Consider the following 16,399-nt stretch of genomic DNA (forward strand, 5'->3'; position numbering starts at 1 on the left):
GCATTGATAGGGACAACTACAGCCCGGAAATGTTGGAAATACGGTCACAACAGTCAGGATTGGACGATCCTGGACGAGCAGAACCGCCACCCACGCGGATGCGCCTGACCGAAACAGAGGAACCGTGACCACGGAACGCACCACGCCTGGCCCTCCCGCGGGGGGCCGGTGGGATCCCCTGATCGAAGAACTACGAGCCCTTCGTCGCACGGCGGACGAACCGTCGTACGCCGAGATGACCCGCCGACTGATCGACCAACGCATCGCCGACGGGATGGATGAGCACGCGGCGCGCATCGCCAAGTCCAGCGTCCATGACGCGTTCCGCCTGGGTCGATCCCGGATCAATCTGCCGTTGGTTCGAGAGTTCGCGCGGGTGCTGGGAGCCGATCCCTCTGTGGTCGACGAATGGGTGGCTGCCTGCCCGCCCGTCACGGCCCCCGCCACGGAGGCCCTGCCGGACCCCGCCACGGACCCCGTCCCTGCCCCTCTGCCGGCTCCCGAGAGCGCGCGGGAGGAGCCCGCGCCGGCGCCACCCGCGGCGGACGCAACCGTGCCCCGGCACGTCGTGCTGCTGCTCGTAGCGTGCGTGGCCCTGAACCTCGTGGGGCGGGAGTTCGTGGACTTCTTCCAGTTCCCGATCTACCTCGACATGGTGGGCACCGCCATCGTCGCGATCGCGCTGGGACCGTGGCGCGGCGCCGGGGTCGGACTGGCCACCAACCTGATCGGGGCCATCGGTAGCGGGTGGATCTCGATTCCCTTCGCGCTGGTGAACATCGTCGGGGCACTGGTCTGGGGCTACGGGGTCCGCGCCTGGGGGATGGGCCGCACCCTGGGTCGTTTCTTCCTGCTCAACCTGATGACCGCCTTCGCCTGCACGGTCGTCGCCGTACCGATCCTGGTGACGGTTGTCGGTGATCGGCTCGAGCCCGGCCAGATCACCATCAGGTTGCTTGTCGAAGAAGCCTGGGGCAACGTCGCGGGGGCCGTGCCCTTCTCCAACCTGATGACGTCATCCGCCGACAAACTGATCTCCGGATTCTTCGCCCTGGTGGTGATCTCGATCCTCCCGGTGGGGCTGCGCTCCGGATTGCCGCTGGTCCTGGCCGATCAGGACGACGCGCGCGTTCCTCGCTGAGGTAAATGGGTGGAGACAGGTTCAGCCGATGAAGTAGCGTCTGCCCGCCGGTCAATACGGCGTGACCTCTCAGAATCCAGCAAAGGAACCGCTCGTGCCGACCCCCGTAGCCAGCACCGATCCCACCTCGGCGCCGACCGCCGGTGATGGGCGCACGCCGCTGGTCATCCGACTGCTGGTCCTGGCCACCTTCATCGTGATCCTGAACGAGACGATCATGATCAACGCGATCCCTCGGCTGATGACAGACTTCGCCGTGACCGAACGGGCCGCCCAATGGCTCTCCACGGCCTTCATGCTGACCATGGCCGCGGTCATCCCCACGACGGGCTGGTTCCTGCAACGGGTCACCACGCGGGCGGCGTACGCCACGGCCATGGCGGTGTTCTGCCTTGGTACGGCGATCGCCGCCCTGGCGCCGACCTTCGAGGTGTTGCTTCTCGCCCGGGTCGTCCAGGCCGGCGGGACCGCGGTGATGATGCCACTTCTGATGACCACACTGCTGACGGTCGTCGCCGAGAGCGACCGCGGACGGGTGATGGGCAACGTCACCCTGGCCATCTCTGTGGCCCCGGCCCTCGGCCCGTCGGTCTCCGGGGTGATCCTGCAACTCGGTTCCTGGCGCTGGATCTTCGCCCTCGTTCTGCCGATCGCCGCTCTGATCACCTGGCGCGGTCTGGCCGCCCTCGAGAACGTCGGTGAGCAACGACCTGGAGCCATCGACTGGTTCAGCGTGGTCGCCGCAGCCCTCGGATTCGGCGGGCTGGTCTTCGGCTTGAGCCGATTCGGCGCTGAGGGAGTGTTGGAGCCTCTGCTGATGGTGCTCGCCGGGCTGGTGTCCATCGGAGTCTTCCTTGCCCGCCAACGCCAACTCCAGCGGGCAGAGAGTGTGCCGCTGATGGATCTACGGGTACTCCGGGTCCGGACGTTCGCGCTGTCGCTGGCGCTGATGTCGGTGGCGTTCATGGCGATGTTGGGTTCGATGATCCTGTTGCCGCTCTATCTCCAGAACGTCCGCCTCCTCTCACCTCTCGAGACCGGTCTCCTGGTGATGCCGGGTGGGCTGGCCATGGGGCTCCTGGGACCGACGGTGGGGCGGACCTTCGATCGGTTCGGCGCCCGGGTCCTGGTGATTCCTGGGTCCTTGGGCATCGTGGCCTCGCTGTCGGTCTTCACCCAGGTCTCCGCGGACATGCCCTACTGGCAGATCCTTTCGGGACATGTGGTGTTGATGATCTCCCTCGCAGCGGTCTTCACGCCGGTGTTCACCGTCGGTCTCGGGTCACTTCCCATGGAGCTCTACTCCTACGGCAGTTCGATGCTCGGGACTCTCCAACAGGTGGCCGCGGCCTTCGGTACCGCTCTGGTCATCACCGTCATGTCGACCCGTGCGGTCGCCTTGGAAGAATCCGGTCTCGATCCGACCGAGGCTCTGATCGGGGGCATGCGGCTGGCCTTCCTGGTGGGGGCCATTCTGTCGATCGCCGTGGTGGCGATCGCCCTACGGCTTCCCGCCCGGGTGAGCCCGCAGGTTCCCGACGCCGAGACCGCCGACGCGGGGGAGCAGGCCGAAGGGGTCAGGCCTTCGAGCGCCAGTTGAGCGCTCCGATGAGGACCATCCTCAACTGAGTCCTGGCCGACTCGGCGACCGCGGCCACCTCGGCCTCGCTGGTGGTCTCGAGTAACGCCTCGGCGGTCCCCACCATGGCATTCACGATCAGGGTGGCCACGACCCGCAGGTCGTCACTGGACCAAGCGTTCGTGCCGGGTAGGTGGGCCAGATCAGTGGCCAGTTCGCGCTTGAACAACTCGATGCCCTGGCGGATGGCCACGCGCACCGCCGCGGGCCCCGCGGTTCGTTCGCGCACGATGAACGCGAAGTGTTCGCTCTGCCCCTGCACGTGTTCGACCAACAGGCGCACCGAGTTGTCGACGATGTCTTCCAGCGCAGGGTCACCGCGGCGTACGTCGCGCAACACGGCTCGCAGGGAGGCGAAGGATTCCTCGACGAGTTCGAGCCCGAGGGCCTCGATCGAGTCGAAGTGCCGGTAGAACGCGGTGGGCACGACCCCGACCTCCTTGGCCACCTGCCGCAGCGAGAGCGCGACGAGGCTGGTGTCCTCCAGCAGGCGGAGCGCGGCGTCCAGGATGGAACGTCGGGTCCGCTCCTTGCGCTCGACTCGGGTCTCGGTCACGGCGTCAGTGTACGGGTGTTCCTTGGTGAACATGTGTGCACGCACACAAGCCGCAGTCCTTGACCGTGGGGTCGCGGCGCGAGATAGTTTCGGAGTACGCACGTACACTCAAACTTTCCTCTGTATCTCTACCGTCCTCATCTTCTCGAACCTCCCAACCCTTTGGAGTGACCATGTCGCTGCTCGAGACCATTGTGAGATCCAAGACCCTGGCTGCGCTCACCACGCCCCACGGAGTCGACCACTACCTCCAGCAGATCAACCCCATGTGGGCCGCCCACGACGTCCGCGCCCGAGTGGTCGCCGTACATCGCGAGACCGCCGGAGTCGACACGGCTCCCGTGGCGACGCTGACCCTGCAACCCACCAGCACCTGGCGTGGCCACCGCGCCGGGCAGTACGTCCAGGTCGGAATCGACCTTCCCGGCACCGCCAAGCGCCTGACCCGTTGCTTCTCCATCTCCTCGGCCGCCTCGATGCCGGGCGAGACCATCACCCTGACCATCCGGGCCAACGATGAGGGGCAGGTGTCGAAGTACCTCGTCCACGAGGCACGACCCGGACAGATGCTCCACCTGAGCCAGGCCGAGGGGGCCTTCACCCTCTCGGAGAGCCCAGCGACCCCGACCAACAACCGTTTGCTGTTCATCACCGGCGGTTCGGGCATCACGCCAGCCATGTCGATGGTCCGCACCCTGCTCCGAGACGGGTACGACAACCGCGCCAATCGAAAGGTCACCTTCCTGCACTTCGCCCGTGGTCCCGAGGACCAGATCTTCGCCGAGGAACTGTCCGTTATCGCTGAGAACGACAACGACGTGGAGGTCCACCTGCGCTACGGGGACGCCATCTTCAGCGACTTCGAACTGCGGCGCCTGGTTCCGGACTTCCGCGACACCGACACCTGGGTCTGCGGCCCCGGTGCTCTCGTGGATCTCGTGCAGGCGGCCTACGAGGACACCACCTCGGCCCCAAGCAGCCGCCTGCGGGTCGAGTTCTTCAAGCCTCCGACGGTCGCCTCCGGGACCGCCGAGGGCTCGGTGAGCTTCTCCCGCTCCGGCGAAGCCGCCGCGAACACCGGAGCCTCCCTGCTCGAGCAGGCGGAGGCGCTGGGACTCAAGCCCGAGTTCGGCTGCCGGATGGGGATCTGCTTCTCCTGCACCGCCACCAAGACCGAGGGCACCGTGCGCAACATCCTGACCGGCGAGGAGTCCTCGCTGCCCGATGAAGACATCCGCGTCTGTGTCAGCGCGCCCGTCGGCGACTGCTCCGTCCAACTCTGACCACTCCTGCATCAGCGCAGTCGAGATCATCCAACCGAAAGGTGAATCACCATGACCACAGCGACCGCCAGCACGAAGCTCACCCCCGAACAGCTCGACGCTTTCGGCGCCGAGATGGACGCCATCCGCCAACGGGTGCTGGCCGATCTCGGCGAGGAGGACGCGGCGTACATTCGCAACGTCGTGAAGCGGCAACAGCAGTTCGAGGTCGCCGGCCGCGCACTGTTCTACTTCCCGCCGGCCTGGCCGCTGGCCGTGGCGTCGCTGAGCATCTCCAAAATCATCGAGAACATGGAGATCGGGCACAACGTCATGCACGGCCAGTACGACTGGATGGGTGACCCGAACCTCAGCTCGCGCAAATACGACTGGGACAACGTCTGCCCCGGTGAGCAGTGGAAGTACTCGCACAACTACATCCACCACACCTACACCAACATCTTGGGCAAGGACCGCGACATCGGCTACGGCATCCTACGGATGGACGAGGACCAGAAGTGGCACCCGTACTACCTCGGTAACCCCCTCTACGCCCTCCTGCTGATGACGTTCTTCGAGTGGGGCGTCGCGATGCACGACCTCGAGGTGGAGAACATCGTGGCGGGCAAACGCTCCATGGCGGACAACAAGCCGATCTACCCGGGCCTGATGAAGAAGATCCGCAAGCAGGCCGTCAAGGACTATCTGCTCTTTCCCGCTCTGACGGGGCCGCTGTTCCCGCTCACCTTCGCGGGGAACGTCACCGCGAATCTCGTGCGCAACGTCTGGGCCTTCAACATCATCTTCTGTGGGCACTTCCCCGCCGGGGTGGCGACCTTCTCCGAGGAGGAGTGCGAGAACGAGTCCCGGGGGCACTGGTACTACCGCCAACTGCTGGGGTCGGCCAATATCACCGGTGGTCCGCTGTTCCACCTGATGAGCGGGAACCTGTCCCATCAGATCGAACACCACCTGTTCCCCGACCTACCGGCGCGCCGCTACCCGCAGATCGCCGAAGAGGTCCGGGAGATCTGCGAGCGCTACGACATCGCCTACAACGCCGGTCCGTTGGGCAAGCAGTTGTTCAGCGTGGCCAAGAAGATCTGCCGGATGGCGCTGCCCAACGGCACTGCCAAGGTCGAGTCCGAACCGGTTGTGACCGAAGACGCGTTGGTGGCCTGAGGCTTCCTAGCCATCCAGGGTCCACAATGAAGCCATGAGCGATCACCTCAGCAAGTCCGAGATCGGCAAGGACGCCATCCAGTCGACCGTCGAGGCCGCCGCCACGACGGTCGGCCAAGTCGCCGTCATCGTCACCAAGGCGGTCCAGGAGATCGCCGGAGCCGTCGGCGGTCTGGCCACGGAGTTCTACGAGATCCGTGACGCCGCCCGGAAAGCCTCCGACGAGCACGGCGACGGGGACTCTCCCGAACTGGACTGACCTGGTCGGCGGCGGGCGACCCCCGGCTCAGCCGAAGGACATGTTGAAACGGGTCATCCGGGCGGAGAGCAGCGGACGCGCGTCCCGCATCCAGCCCAGGGGCCCGTCGGGTGCGAAGTCCCAACGACCCCGGCAGGGGAGGAGCTTGGAGGTCCCCTTCATCACGGCGGTCTTCTCACCGCCTCCTTCGGGGAGTTCCGCCTGCCAGGTGGTGGCCTTGAAGGGCAGCCGGGGGGCGATCTTCCCCAGATCGGTGAAGCTGGCACGCGCGATAGGGGAGGCGCCCAAGGACGCCGACCAGTCGGTGGTCGAGACCGGGCCCCGGTACGCCGCGTCGAGAGTGAAGTCGCACAGACCCTTGGGGATCGCCCACAGCTCGCGACCGCCGGCCACCGACTCGGGGGAGTCCACCCAGATGTCGGTGATGTTGATCCTTCGACCGTGGTCCTCGGTGGAGATCGGTCGGGCGACCAGGAGTTCGGAGTAGGTCAAGGGACCCTCCTCATAGCTCACGAAGGCGGCCCCGTAGATCCCGGCCGGGCGGGCCTCGTCGACGTCGTCCCTGACCTTGAACAGCGAGAGCCACAACGAACCCTTCATCTGCCACGGGGCAGCGGGGTAAGTGATGTGGGCAGGCTTCTCGTAGGTCGGTTCAGCAGTCATGCGCGTGATGCTAGTGCGAGCGAGGGCCCGGCGAGGGTCGATCTCGCCGGACGACCCGCTCCCTGCGGAACGGTCGTCTCGCGGGCACGAGAACGACCATCTCGAAGGGAGCGGCAAGTCGCTGCTCAGTCGTCCGGATCGTCGAGACGAGCCAGCCACGTGGCGAACCGCTCGACAGCCGTCTCGAACTCCGGGTGGGTGTCGGTGAACTCCTGCAACCGGTCGCCCAGCCACTCCAGGGTGACCTCGTCGTCACCCCGGCGCTTCTGGAGCTCCTCGATCCCGCGGTCGGTGAAGTACATGCACCCAGTGTGACAGGGGGATCTCTCGACCGGTGTCGGATGGGTCGAGGGTGGCTCGTGTTCGCCTAATCTGGTCCGGTGACGCCCTATCCCACCCCCGGTTCCACCTTCGGCCGATACGACCTGGTGCGTGCGGTCACCTCGGCGGGAGTTGCGGTCGAGTACGTCGCCCGGGACCGTGAACGCCAACGGGAGGTTGCACTAACTCTCTTCCCGGCGGCGTCGTTTCCGGAGCCGGCCACCCGAAGCCGCTGGCTCCGCGAGGCAGCAGCTGTGGCACGCATAGAGTCGCCGTACGTCGTGCGGGTGCTGGAAACGGGGGAGTCCGGGCCCTGGGTGTTCACCGTGCACGAACGGGAAATCGAAACGAGTCTCGCCCAGACCCTGCGCGAGCGAGGTCCGATGTCAGCGCCGCAAGCGGTGCGTCTTCTGGACGATATCGCGGTGGGCCTCGGCGCGTTGCAGGCTGAGGGGGTCTTTCAGGAAAGACTCGATCCGACCACGGTCGCGGTCCGAGAGTCGCTCGACGGACGATGGCAAGTGCTGGTCCGCCCACTGTCAGTCCCCGGGGAGACACCTGGACTCGATCCCTACGTGGCCCCTGAGCGCCGGGCTGGGCATCGTGTGTCGGCGGCTTCGGACATCTACGCGCTCGGGGGCATTCTGGGGACGATGCTGACCGGGGCCCCTTACATACGGGAGCGCAGTTGCCTGGGCGAGATCATCCGGCGGCGGGGGCGCCTCACCCGTGGGCCACCATCGAGACCGTGCTCGCGGGTTGTTTGGCCGCCCAACCGCTGAGCCGTTACCAGGACCTGGCTCAGGTACGCTTGGCTCTCGCGGATGCCGGTCGAGGATCGGCGGTCCGGTCCCCGCTGTCGAGTTCCCCGAGCCCCTCCGATCGTCGTCGCACCTGGATCCTGGCCGGTGCGTCACTGGTCGCCGCGATCACCCTGGTGGGTCTCGTGACCGCCGTCGTCCTGATCTCGGATCGGATCAATCCGGGCGAAACGGTCTGCTGGACAGGGCAAGTGGTACCGAACGATTCTCGGGATCTATCGCTGGAGAATTGTCCGCCGCCCTATGGGCTGGAGGGCGTGCGTTGGGTGTGGCCCCAGGTGGCGGACGCCGAGGTCATCGGCAACCTGGATTTCAGGTCCAATGGATGCACCAGCCTCGGCGTTGACATCGTGTGTCAGGGGGACGGTACTCCGGCCGAGGATTTGTGTCCGGGAGGCGTTCTGACCACGAGCCTGGACAGCAACGATCTGACGCGAGACCTCGTGCAGACCATGCCCTGGGAGGTGGGGGGAGAGCGCGTGGGGGTGCGCGGTTCCAGCGAGAACTCCAACCTCAGCTACGTCGGGGTGGTTCGAGGTGACGAGATCGTGGCCAGTGCCCTGTGCCGAGGGTCTATGAACCCCGAAACGGTGGGCGCATTTCCCGATCGGATCGTCCCACGACCCCTCGAGGAGTTTCCGGGCACCAACGGCTGACGTCCGCCCCGGTGACCGGGACGGACGTCGACCGAACGAAAATCCCGGCTAGTTGAACGCCCGCTCGAGCAGATCCTTCTGCTCGGCAGCGTGCCGCTTGGCCGTTCCCACCGACGGCGAGGACGAGGCGTCCCGGGTGATCGGTTCCACCAACGCATCGACCTCGGGCCACACGTTGAGCTGGTAGTTCGGCCACGGGCCCATGTTGATGGGTTCGTCCTGCACCCAGCGCACCTGCTTCAGGTGGGGGTAGCGGGCGATCTCGGCCTTGATGTCGTCCAAGGGGTGCGGGTAGAGCTGCTCGACCCGGGCGATCGCGAAGCGCTCGCCGTTCTCCCGCTTGGCCCGGTCCACCATCAGATCCCAGGTGACCCGACCCGAACAGATCAACAGGGTGTCGACCTTGTCCTTGTCGGCCTCTGCGTCGCCGATGAACGGACGGAAGGACCCGGAGGTGAAGTCCTCGGGCTGGGAGGCGGCTTCCTTGCGCTTGAGCATCGACTTGGGGGTGAAGACGATCAGCGGGCGGTGCTTGGATCCCAGGGAGTGCTGCCGCAGCAGGTGGAAGTACGACGCGGGGGTCGAGGGCTGCGCGACGACGAACGCGTCATCGGCGCACATGGTCATGAAGCGCTCGATCCGTGCCGAGGAGTGGTCGGGTCCCTGACCCTCGTAACCGTGCGGCAGCAGAAGCACGACGCCGGAGGTCTGACGCCACTTGGTCTCACCCGAGGAGATGAACTCGTCGATGACGGTCTGCGCGCCGTTGACGAAGTCACCGAACTGGGCCTCCCACAGCACGAGGGCCTCGGGACGGGCCACGGAGTAGCCGTACTCGAAACCGAGTGCGGCGTACTCGGAGAGCAACGAGTCGTAGAGGTAGAACTTGCCCTGGTCCTCGGTCAGCGAGGCCAGCGGCGTCCACTCATCGGCGTTCGTGCGATCGATGATCGTGCCGAACCGCGAGACGAACGTCCCACGTCGCGAGTCCTGACCGGCCAGCCGGACCGGGCGACCGTCCATCAACAAGGAGCCCAGGGCGAGGATCTCGCCGGTGCCCCAGTCGATCGGGCCAGCGGTGATGGCGGCGGCCCGGCGCTGCAACTGCGGCATCACCTTCGGGTGCACGGTGAAGCCGTCGGGCGGGGTGACGTAGGCGTCGGAGATCCGCTTGAGCGTCTCCATCGGGATGGCCGTCTTGGCCTCGCCGGCCGGCTTGTCCGGGTAGTCCGGGACCGTCGTCCACTCCTCCGGCTGGGAGGAGGCCTCACGGACCTCGGTGAACACGCGCTCGAGCTGTTGCTGGTAGTCCTTGAGGACCTGCTCGGCCTCTTCGATCGTGATGTCCCCACGACCGATGAGCGACTCGGTGTACAACTTGCGCACCGAACGCTTCTGCTCGATCAGGTCATACATCAACGGCTGCGTGTACGACGGGTCGTCGCCCTCGTTGTGACCCCGGCGGCGGTAACACACCAGGTCGATGACGACGTCCTTGTTGAACGTCTGGCGGTACTCGAAGGCCAACCGGGCGACACGGATGCACGCCTCAGGGTCGTCCCCGTTGACGTGGAAGATCGGTGCCTGCACCATCCGCGCCACGTCGGTGCAGTAGAGCGAGGAGCGCGAGGAGCCCGGGGAGGTGGTGAAGCCGACCTGGTTGTTGACGACCAGGTGGATGGTTCCACCGGTGCGGTAGCCCCGCAGTTGGGACAGGTTGAGCGTCTCAGCCACGACGCCCTGACCGGCGAAGGCCGCATCGCCGTGCAGGAGCAGCGGCATGACCGGGAACTCGTCGCCCCGGTTCAGGACGTCCTGCTTGGCCCGGGCGATTCCGGTCAAGACGGGGTCGACGGCTTCGAGGTGGGAGGGGTTCGCAGCCACGGAGACCTTGATGGTGTCGCCCGATCCGGCCACGAACTCACCCTCGGCGCCGAGGTGGTACTTCACGTCGCCGGAGCCCTGAACGGTGCGGGGGTCGATGTTGCCCTCGAACTCGCGGAAGATCTGGGAGTACTTCTTGCCCACGATGTTGGCCAACACGTTGAGCCGACCACGGTGGGCCATCCCCATCGCGACCTCATCGAGGCCCGCCTCGGCGGCGGCCTCACAGATCTCGTCGATCACCGGGATGGTGGTCTCGCCGCCCTCGAGGCTGAAGCGCTTCTGCCCGACGAACTTGGTCTGCAAGAACGTCTCGAAGGCCTCGGCCTGGTTGAGCTTGAGCAGGATCCGCAGTTGCTCCTCGCGGGGCGGCTTGGAGTGCGGCTGCTCGACGCGCTCCTGCACCCAGCGACGCTGCTCGGGGTCCATGATGTGCATGTATTCGATGCCGGTGGTGCGGCAGTAGGAGTCGCGCAGGATCCCCAGGATCGTGCGCAACTTCATGAAGCGTCGGCCCTCGCCACCGAAGGACCCGGTAGCGAATTCGCGGTCGAGATCCCACAACGTCAGCGCGTGCGACTCGATCTCGAGGTCCGGGTGGCTGCGCTGGCGGTACTCCAGCGGGTCGGTGTCGGCCATCATGTGGCCGCGCACCCGGTAGGCGTGGATCAGTTCGAGGATGCGGGCCTGCTTGCCGACCTCGTCGTCGTGGGACAGGGCGATGTCGTGGCCCCATCGGATCGGCTCGTAGGGGATCCGCAGCGAGCGGAAGATTTCGTCGTAGAAGCCGTTCTCACCGAGCAGCAGCTGGTGGATGCGCTTGAGGTACTCACCGGACTGTGCGCCCTGGATGACCCGGTGGTCGTAGGTCGAGGTGAGGGTCATGATCTTGCTGATGGCGTTGCTGGCGATCGCCTCGGGCGAGGCACCCTGCCACTCGGGCGGGTACTCCATCGCACCGACGCCGATGATGGCGCCCTGACCCTGCATCAGCCTCGGGACGGAGCTGACGGTGCCGATCCCGCCGGGGTTGGTCAGCGAGATCGAGGTGCCCTGGAAGTCGGCGACGGTCAACTTGCCGTCGCGGCTCTTGCCGACGACGTCCTCGTAGGCGGTCCAGAAAGCAGCGAAGTCCATCGACTCGGCGGCCTTGATGGCCGGGACGAGCAGGGTGCGGGTGCCGTCGGACTTCTTGACGTCGATGGCGAGCCCGAGGTTGATGTGGGCCGGGGTGATCAGGTTCGGCTTGCCGTCGACCAGTGCATAGCCGACATTCATCTCCGGCATGGACCGCAGGGCCTTGACCATGGCGTAGCCGATGAGGTGGGTGAACGACACCTTCCCGCCTCGAGCGCGGGCGAGATGGTTGTTGATGACGGTGCGGTTGTCCCACAGGAGCTTGACCGGGACCGACCGGACCGAGGTGGCGGTGGGAACGGCCAGGGACGCGTCCATGTTGGCCACGGTCCGCGCCGGAGCGCCGCGCAGCACGGTGTAGGTCGGCTCGTCGTTGGCCTCGGACGGCTCCTTGGGGGGAGTCTCCTTGGGCGTCGGCTTGTTGGTCGACTTCGCGGGCTCTGCGGCAGCGGTCTCGGGACGAGGCTTCGCCTGCGACTTGGGCTTCGTCTCGGGCTCCGACTTGGCTGCTGGCTTCTCGGCCTTCTTCTCAGCTGCCTTGTCGGGGGCCTTGGCCGCGGGCTTCTTGGCCTGCGGCTCGGCGGGCTTGTCGGCGGGCTTGCCAGCCGACTCCTTGGCCGCCGGCTTCGCGGGGGAACCGTTGCTGGACCCACCGTCGGATCCCTTGAAGTACGCCGCCCACTGGGGCTCGACACTGCCCGGATCGGCGTCATACTGCTCGCGCATCTCCTCGACCAACCACTCGTTGTCACCGAAGTCGGTGGCCGAGGGGTGGGAGGTGGTGTCTACGATTTGCTGTGAAGTCTGGTTGCCTGACGACTGCGGCACGGCTTGCTTCGCCTCTTCCAAGTGAGCGCGTGGGTGAGTTCGGCCTGAACACGGCCGGTGATGAGGCAAGGCTAGACCCACGGGCCAGCAAATGCGCGACCAACCGCTGGAAGTGCTGCACCCTTGTTCGCAGAGCACGCCACAGTCGGCGTTACGAGCCAGATCCACACGACGTACGAACCCCGAAAAGTCCGCTACAGCCCGTTCGATCAACGATTCAGGAGCATCACCCCACCATGAGCCGCGCGAGGAATCTCACACGACCCGAAGGTGGCCCGTCACGACGGCGCCGGCGCCTGGCGCCCTCCCTGCCCCTGGCGCCCTTGTTGCTCCTATTGATCGTCGTCCTGGTCGGCGCCGCAGGGTGCACCCCCACCGAGCCCACTGGCACGGAACCGAACGACGAACCCACCACGGCGGCCCCGGCTGAACCCGAACCGCTCGCCACCGAGACCACGATCGGGCTTGTCGAGGGGAAACTCTCCGACAAGGCCACGACGCGGTTGAAGTCCAAGGTCGGCTCCGTGGTGGACGCGTGGATCGATGCCGCCTATGCCGGGGACTATCCCCGCTCCGACTTCAGCAACGCCTACCCCGGGTTCTCGCCCGGCGCGGCCAAGCAAGCCTCCCGGGACTCGCTGATGAGCAATGCAGCGATCGGTGAGCGCATCGACACCGTCGAACTCACCAAGCGCCGCGTCCGCGTCGACATCCTGGCGGTCAAGCGACGAGCCGTCGGGATCACCGCACGCTTCGTGCTCGCCCAGAACGTGGCCGGTGAAGTCGAACGATCCGAACGGATCGCGGGCAACCTCTACCTCACCTACCAGCGCGGCGGCTGGGAAGTCTTCGCCTACGACGCCAAGCGAGGCACACGATGAGCCGGACTACTTCTCGACCCAGTCCTCGACCCAGTCCTCGACGCCACCGGCAACCGATGCGCCGCTCGTTGCGGACCCTGGTCCTGGGCCTGACCCTGGGCGTGGTGGCGATCGCCGTACCCGACTCGACGGTGGCCAGCACCCAGTCGGTGCTCGTCAAGGTGGAGCGCTCCGCCGGCCTCGACATCGACCGCGACGTCGTGTGGATCCTGGCCGTGGGCTCTGACGCCCGACCGGGCGAGGACATGACCCGGGTGCGCGGCGATGCCCTGCAACTGATCGGGATGGACACCCGCACGGGTGCAGCGACCACGATCGGCATCCCCCGCGACTCCTACGTCCCGATCCCCGGCTACGGATCGAACCGGGTCAACGCGGCTCTGACCTTCGGCGGGCCGGATCTGATGGCCAGGACCGTGGGGGACATGATCGGCATCGAGCCGGACTACGTCTTCATCACCCGCTTCCCGTTCTTCGAGAACATGGTCGACGACATCGGTCCCATCAACGTGGAGAACCCCCGCGCCTTCTCTGACTCCAACCTGAAGGCCGACGGCTTCAAGGAAGGCAAGATCCGGCTCAACGGGTACGACGCCATGGCGTTCTCGCGCATCCGCAAGACACTTCCCGGGGGCGACTTCGACCGCTCGGCGAACCAACAACGGGTCTTGATCGGCATCCAGCGGACGATCCGGGCCCGCGCCGACGAACGCGGCTACATCGAGAGCGGCGTCCTGACGGTGATGAAGCACATGGCCACCGGCGTCGGACCGGCTGAGTTGTTCAGGCTGGCGCGCACGATCTCCTCGGTGGACTCCACCAAGGTCACCAACTGCGTCGTCCAGGGCGGCATCGGCCAGGTCGGTGCAGCAAGTGTGGTGATCCCCAACCTGACCGCGGCCAGGAGCTACGGCGACCAGGCGCGTCGCGACGCGACGATCGAGAACTGTTGAGCGGCCTCACCGCGCCCGCACGACCCCAGGCCGCCAAAGCCGCAGGTGGCTTCCGGGCCGACATTCAGGGTCTGCGAGCGATCGCCGTCGGTCTGGTGGCCCTGGACCACGCCAGCGTCGGACCGTTCCGGGGTGGCTTCGTCGGGGTCGACGTCTTCTTCGTGATCTCGGGCTACCTCATCACCTCGCTGCTGCTGCGCGAGGTGGACCGGACCGGCACTGTGTCGCTGAAGGACTTCTACGCGCGTCGGGCGCGTCGCATCCTGCCCGCCGCGATGCTGGTGCTCATCGCCACGCTTGCGGCGTCCGTCCTCCTGCTCGACGGAGGAGCCGCGCTCCTCGTCGGAGGGCAGGCGATCTGGGCCACCTTCTTCATGGCCAACATCAAGTTCTCCCGGGACAGCACCGACTACTTCGCCGCGGATGATCCTGCCTCTCCCTTGCAGCACTTCTGGTCGCTGGCGGTCGAAGAGCAGTTCTATCTCTTCTGGCCCCTGATCCTCGTAGCGGCCTTTTTCCTGCTGCGCAAGCGGCTGGGCAGCGTACGACGCGTGGCCGTGGTGGTGCTGACGGTCGCGATCGTCGTGTCCATGGTCTGGTCGGTCTTCCTGACCGCGAGCGACCCGCTCAGTGCCTACTTCTCCACCCCCGCGCGGGCCTGGGAGTTGGCCATCGGAGCGTTGGCGGCAGCGGCCACCCCCTACCTGGCCCGCCGACTCCGGTCGACGTTCCTGGCCGTCGGCTCCTGGGTGGGGTTGGGCATGGTGCTGGTGTCCTCGGTGGCTTTCACGCCACAGACCGCCTTCCCTGGGTACGCCGCAGCGCTGCCGGTCGTGGGCGCGGCACTGCTGCTCCTCGGTGGGATCGGTCGCCTCGAGTCCTGGGGCCCCCAGGGCCTGCTCTCGGTGGCGCCGATGCGGCGACTCGGAGACTGGTCCTACTCGCTCTACTTGTGGCACTGGCCGCTGATCATCATCGCCGAGAGCCTGACCGGTCCGGTTTCGGGCGTGCGCGGAGTGGCGATCCTGGTCGTGGCCACCGGACTGTCGGCGGCGACGTACACGCTGGTCGAGACGCCGTTCCGCACGATGAGGCTCTTCACGCGGCCGACGTTCGGGCGTCGCTGGTCGCTGCTGCTCTACCCCGCGACGGTGGTCCTGATCCTGCCCTCGGTAGCCGTCGCGAACTTCGTGGTCCGTGCCGACAGCGAGAGCGGGGGCTCCGCCATCACCGTCGAGGAGTTCGACGGCTCGGGGGAGAAGTTCGTCAAGGACCCCTTCGTCGCACTGGTCAAGGCCTCCGTGCTGGCCGCGCAGGCCGAGCAGGAGATGCCGGGCGGGTTGAAACCCAACCCGCTCGAACTGAAGGACTCCATCCCTGATCTGGGGGATTGTGAGTACTTCGGGGTCGACAAGGAGGACCTCGACCTGTGCCCCCGAGGGGACGTCGACGGCGACAAGACGATGATCCTCATCGGGGACAGCCACGCCCGTCAGTGGATCCCCCCGTTGGAGAAGATCGCTGAGGACAACGGGTACGTCGTCTACTTCCTCGTCCGTGAGGGATGCCCCGCGGTCGACCAGACCCCTTGGCGCCAGAACGGTGGGGGACCGGTGACCCAGTGCGCCGACTTCCAGGACTGGGCCGCTGAGACGGTCGAGGAACTACGGCCGGACATCACCCTGACCGGAACCGACGCCAACGAGAACGGGTTCGCCAGCGACGAGGGAGAGCTGATCATCGAGGACGACGACGTCGCGGCGGCCGTCGAGACGGGCATGGTCGCGACCCTCGAGCGGATCATGCCGTTCTCCGACCGCACGGTGATCCTGGGCGATCCGCCGATCCACGAGGTCAACCCGATCAAGTGCCTGACCAAGCGAGGCGAACCGACCCTGCTCGACTGCCTCGGCCCACCGGAGGATCGCTCCCTGCAGATGCGCGACGCGGTGGAGCGGGCCGGCGAGACGGCGGGCGCGGAGTACCTCGAGACCGAGCAGTGGTTCTGCTGGGACGATCTGTGCCCCACGGTGGTCGGCGACTACGTCACCCACCGCGACCGGGAACACATCACCATCCCGTACTCGCTCTACTTGGGCCCGGAGATCGAGCGAAAGTTGCAGCTCGACGACGCTGGGTGAGATGTGAGGAGCGTTAGCGACGAGCTCTGGGTGGCGCTGGTTGAGGTGTGAGGAGCGCCAGCGACGAGCCTCGAA

Annotated in this window: 13 protein-coding genes; 9 read left to right on the forward strand and 4 right to left on the reverse strand. The window is 66.5% G+C overall.

Features of this window, described 5'->3' with window-relative positions; all coding sequences use genetic code 11:
* The first annotated feature begins 124 nt into the window (after positions 1 to 124).
* Both ACYVLV_RS09625 and ACYVLV_RS09630 read left to right on the forward strand, forming a co-directional pair.
* Positions 125 to 1,141, forward strand: coding sequence for a hypothetical protein (locus tag ACYVLV_RS09625; RefSeq protein ID WP_460809462.1), 1,017 nt, complete (start codon positions 125 to 127; stop codon positions 1,139 to 1,141).
* A gap of 94 nt (positions 1,142 to 1,235) precedes the next feature.
* Positions 1,236 to 2,741, forward strand: a complete 1,506-nt coding sequence (locus tag ACYVLV_RS09630; protein WP_460809463.1) for an MDR family MFS transporter — start codon at positions 1,236 to 1,238, stop codon at positions 2,739 to 2,741.
* Here the strand turns inward: ACYVLV_RS09630 and ACYVLV_RS09635 are convergent.
* Positions 2,719 to 3,336 carry a TetR family transcriptional regulator gene (locus tag ACYVLV_RS09635; RefSeq protein WP_460809464.1) on the reverse strand — a complete coding sequence of 206 codons (618 nt, stop codon included), beginning with the start codon at positions 3,334 to 3,336 and terminating at the stop codon, positions 2,719 to 2,721. The two genes, ACYVLV_RS09630 and ACYVLV_RS09635, sit on opposite strands and share 23 nt — an antisense overlap.
* 173 nt (positions 3,337 to 3,509) lie before the next feature.
* Between ACYVLV_RS09635 and ACYVLV_RS09640 the strand changes: the two genes are divergently transcribed.
* The 3 genes from ACYVLV_RS09640 to ACYVLV_RS09650 are packed head-to-tail and all read left to right on the forward strand — an operon-like array spanning position 3,510 to position 6,039.
* Positions 3,510 to 4,619 carry a ferredoxin reductase gene (locus ACYVLV_RS09640; protein WP_460809465.1) on the forward strand — a complete coding sequence of 370 codons (1,110 nt, stop codon included), beginning with the start codon at positions 3,510 to 3,512 and terminating at the stop codon, positions 4,617 to 4,619.
* Positions 4,620 to 4,670: 51 nt separating this feature from the next.
* Positions 4,671 to 5,780, forward strand: a complete 1,110-nt coding sequence (locus ACYVLV_RS09645) for a fatty acid desaturase family protein (protein ID WP_460809467.1) — start codon at positions 4,671 to 4,673, stop codon at positions 5,778 to 5,780.
* A gap of 34 nt (positions 5,781 to 5,814) precedes the next feature.
* The gene (locus ACYVLV_RS09650; protein WP_460809469.1) at positions 5,815 to 6,039 is read left to right on the forward strand and encodes a hypothetical protein; all 225 of its coding nucleotides are present in this window, start codon (positions 5,815 to 5,817) and stop codon (positions 6,037 to 6,039) included.
* Between the two features lie 27 nt (positions 6,040 to 6,066).
* Here ACYVLV_RS09650 and ACYVLV_RS09655 read toward each other — a convergent pair whose 3' ends face one another.
* Positions 6,067 to 6,702: an acetoacetate decarboxylase family protein gene (locus ACYVLV_RS09655; RefSeq protein WP_460809470.1), complete on the reverse strand. Its 636-nt coding sequence runs from the start codon at positions 6,700 to 6,702 to the stop codon at positions 6,067 to 6,069.
* Positions 6,703 to 6,827: 125 nt separating this feature from the next.
* Positions 6,828 to 7,004 carry a DUF6104 family protein gene (locus tag ACYVLV_RS09660; RefSeq protein WP_460809472.1) on the reverse strand — a complete coding sequence of 59 codons (177 nt, stop codon included), beginning with the start codon at positions 7,002 to 7,004 and terminating at the stop codon, positions 6,828 to 6,830.
* A 767-nt stretch (positions 7,005 to 7,771) separates the two neighbouring features.
* Here ACYVLV_RS09660 and ACYVLV_RS09665 point away from each other — a divergent pair.
* A complete protein-coding gene (locus tag ACYVLV_RS09665; RefSeq protein ID WP_460809474.1) occupies positions 7,772 to 8,500 on the forward strand; it encodes a hypothetical protein in 729 nt (242 codons plus the stop codon).
* 48 nt (positions 8,501 to 8,548) lie between these two features.
* On the opposite strand, the gene ACYVLV_RS09670 is transcribed toward ACYVLV_RS09665, so the two are convergent.
* Positions 8,549 to 12,349 carry a multifunctional oxoglutarate decarboxylase/oxoglutarate dehydrogenase thiamine pyrophosphate-binding subunit/dihydrolipoyllysine-residue succinyltransferase subunit gene (locus tag ACYVLV_RS09670; RefSeq protein ID WP_460809475.1) on the reverse strand — a complete coding sequence of 1,267 codons (3,801 nt, stop codon included), beginning with the start codon at positions 12,347 to 12,349 and terminating at the stop codon, positions 8,549 to 8,551.
* 323 nt (positions 12,350 to 12,672) lie between these two features.
* On the opposite strand from ACYVLV_RS09670, the gene ACYVLV_RS09675 reads away from it, so the two are divergent.
* From ACYVLV_RS09675 to ACYVLV_RS09685, 3 genes are read left to right on the forward strand one after another with little or no spacing between them, the layout of a single operon-like run.
* Positions 12,673 to 13,230, forward strand: a complete 558-nt coding sequence (locus ACYVLV_RS09675; protein ID WP_460809477.1) for a hypothetical protein — start codon at positions 12,673 to 12,675, stop codon at positions 13,228 to 13,230.
* 56 nt (positions 13,231 to 13,286) lie between these two features.
* Positions 13,287 to 14,183: an LCP family protein gene (locus tag ACYVLV_RS09680; protein WP_460809479.1), complete on the forward strand. Its 897-nt coding sequence runs from the start codon at positions 13,287 to 13,289 to the stop codon at positions 14,181 to 14,183.
* The gene (locus tag ACYVLV_RS09685; RefSeq protein WP_460809480.1) at positions 14,180 to 16,324 is read left to right on the forward strand and encodes an acyltransferase family protein; all 2,145 of its coding nucleotides are present in this window, start codon (positions 14,180 to 14,182) and stop codon (positions 16,322 to 16,324) included. The genes ACYVLV_RS09680 and ACYVLV_RS09685 overlap by 4 nt, the downstream gene beginning before the upstream one ends.
* The last annotated feature ends 75 nt before the right edge of the window (positions 16,325 to 16,399 follow it).

The sequence above is a fragment of the Nocardioides salsibiostraticola genome (assembly GCF_054783655.1).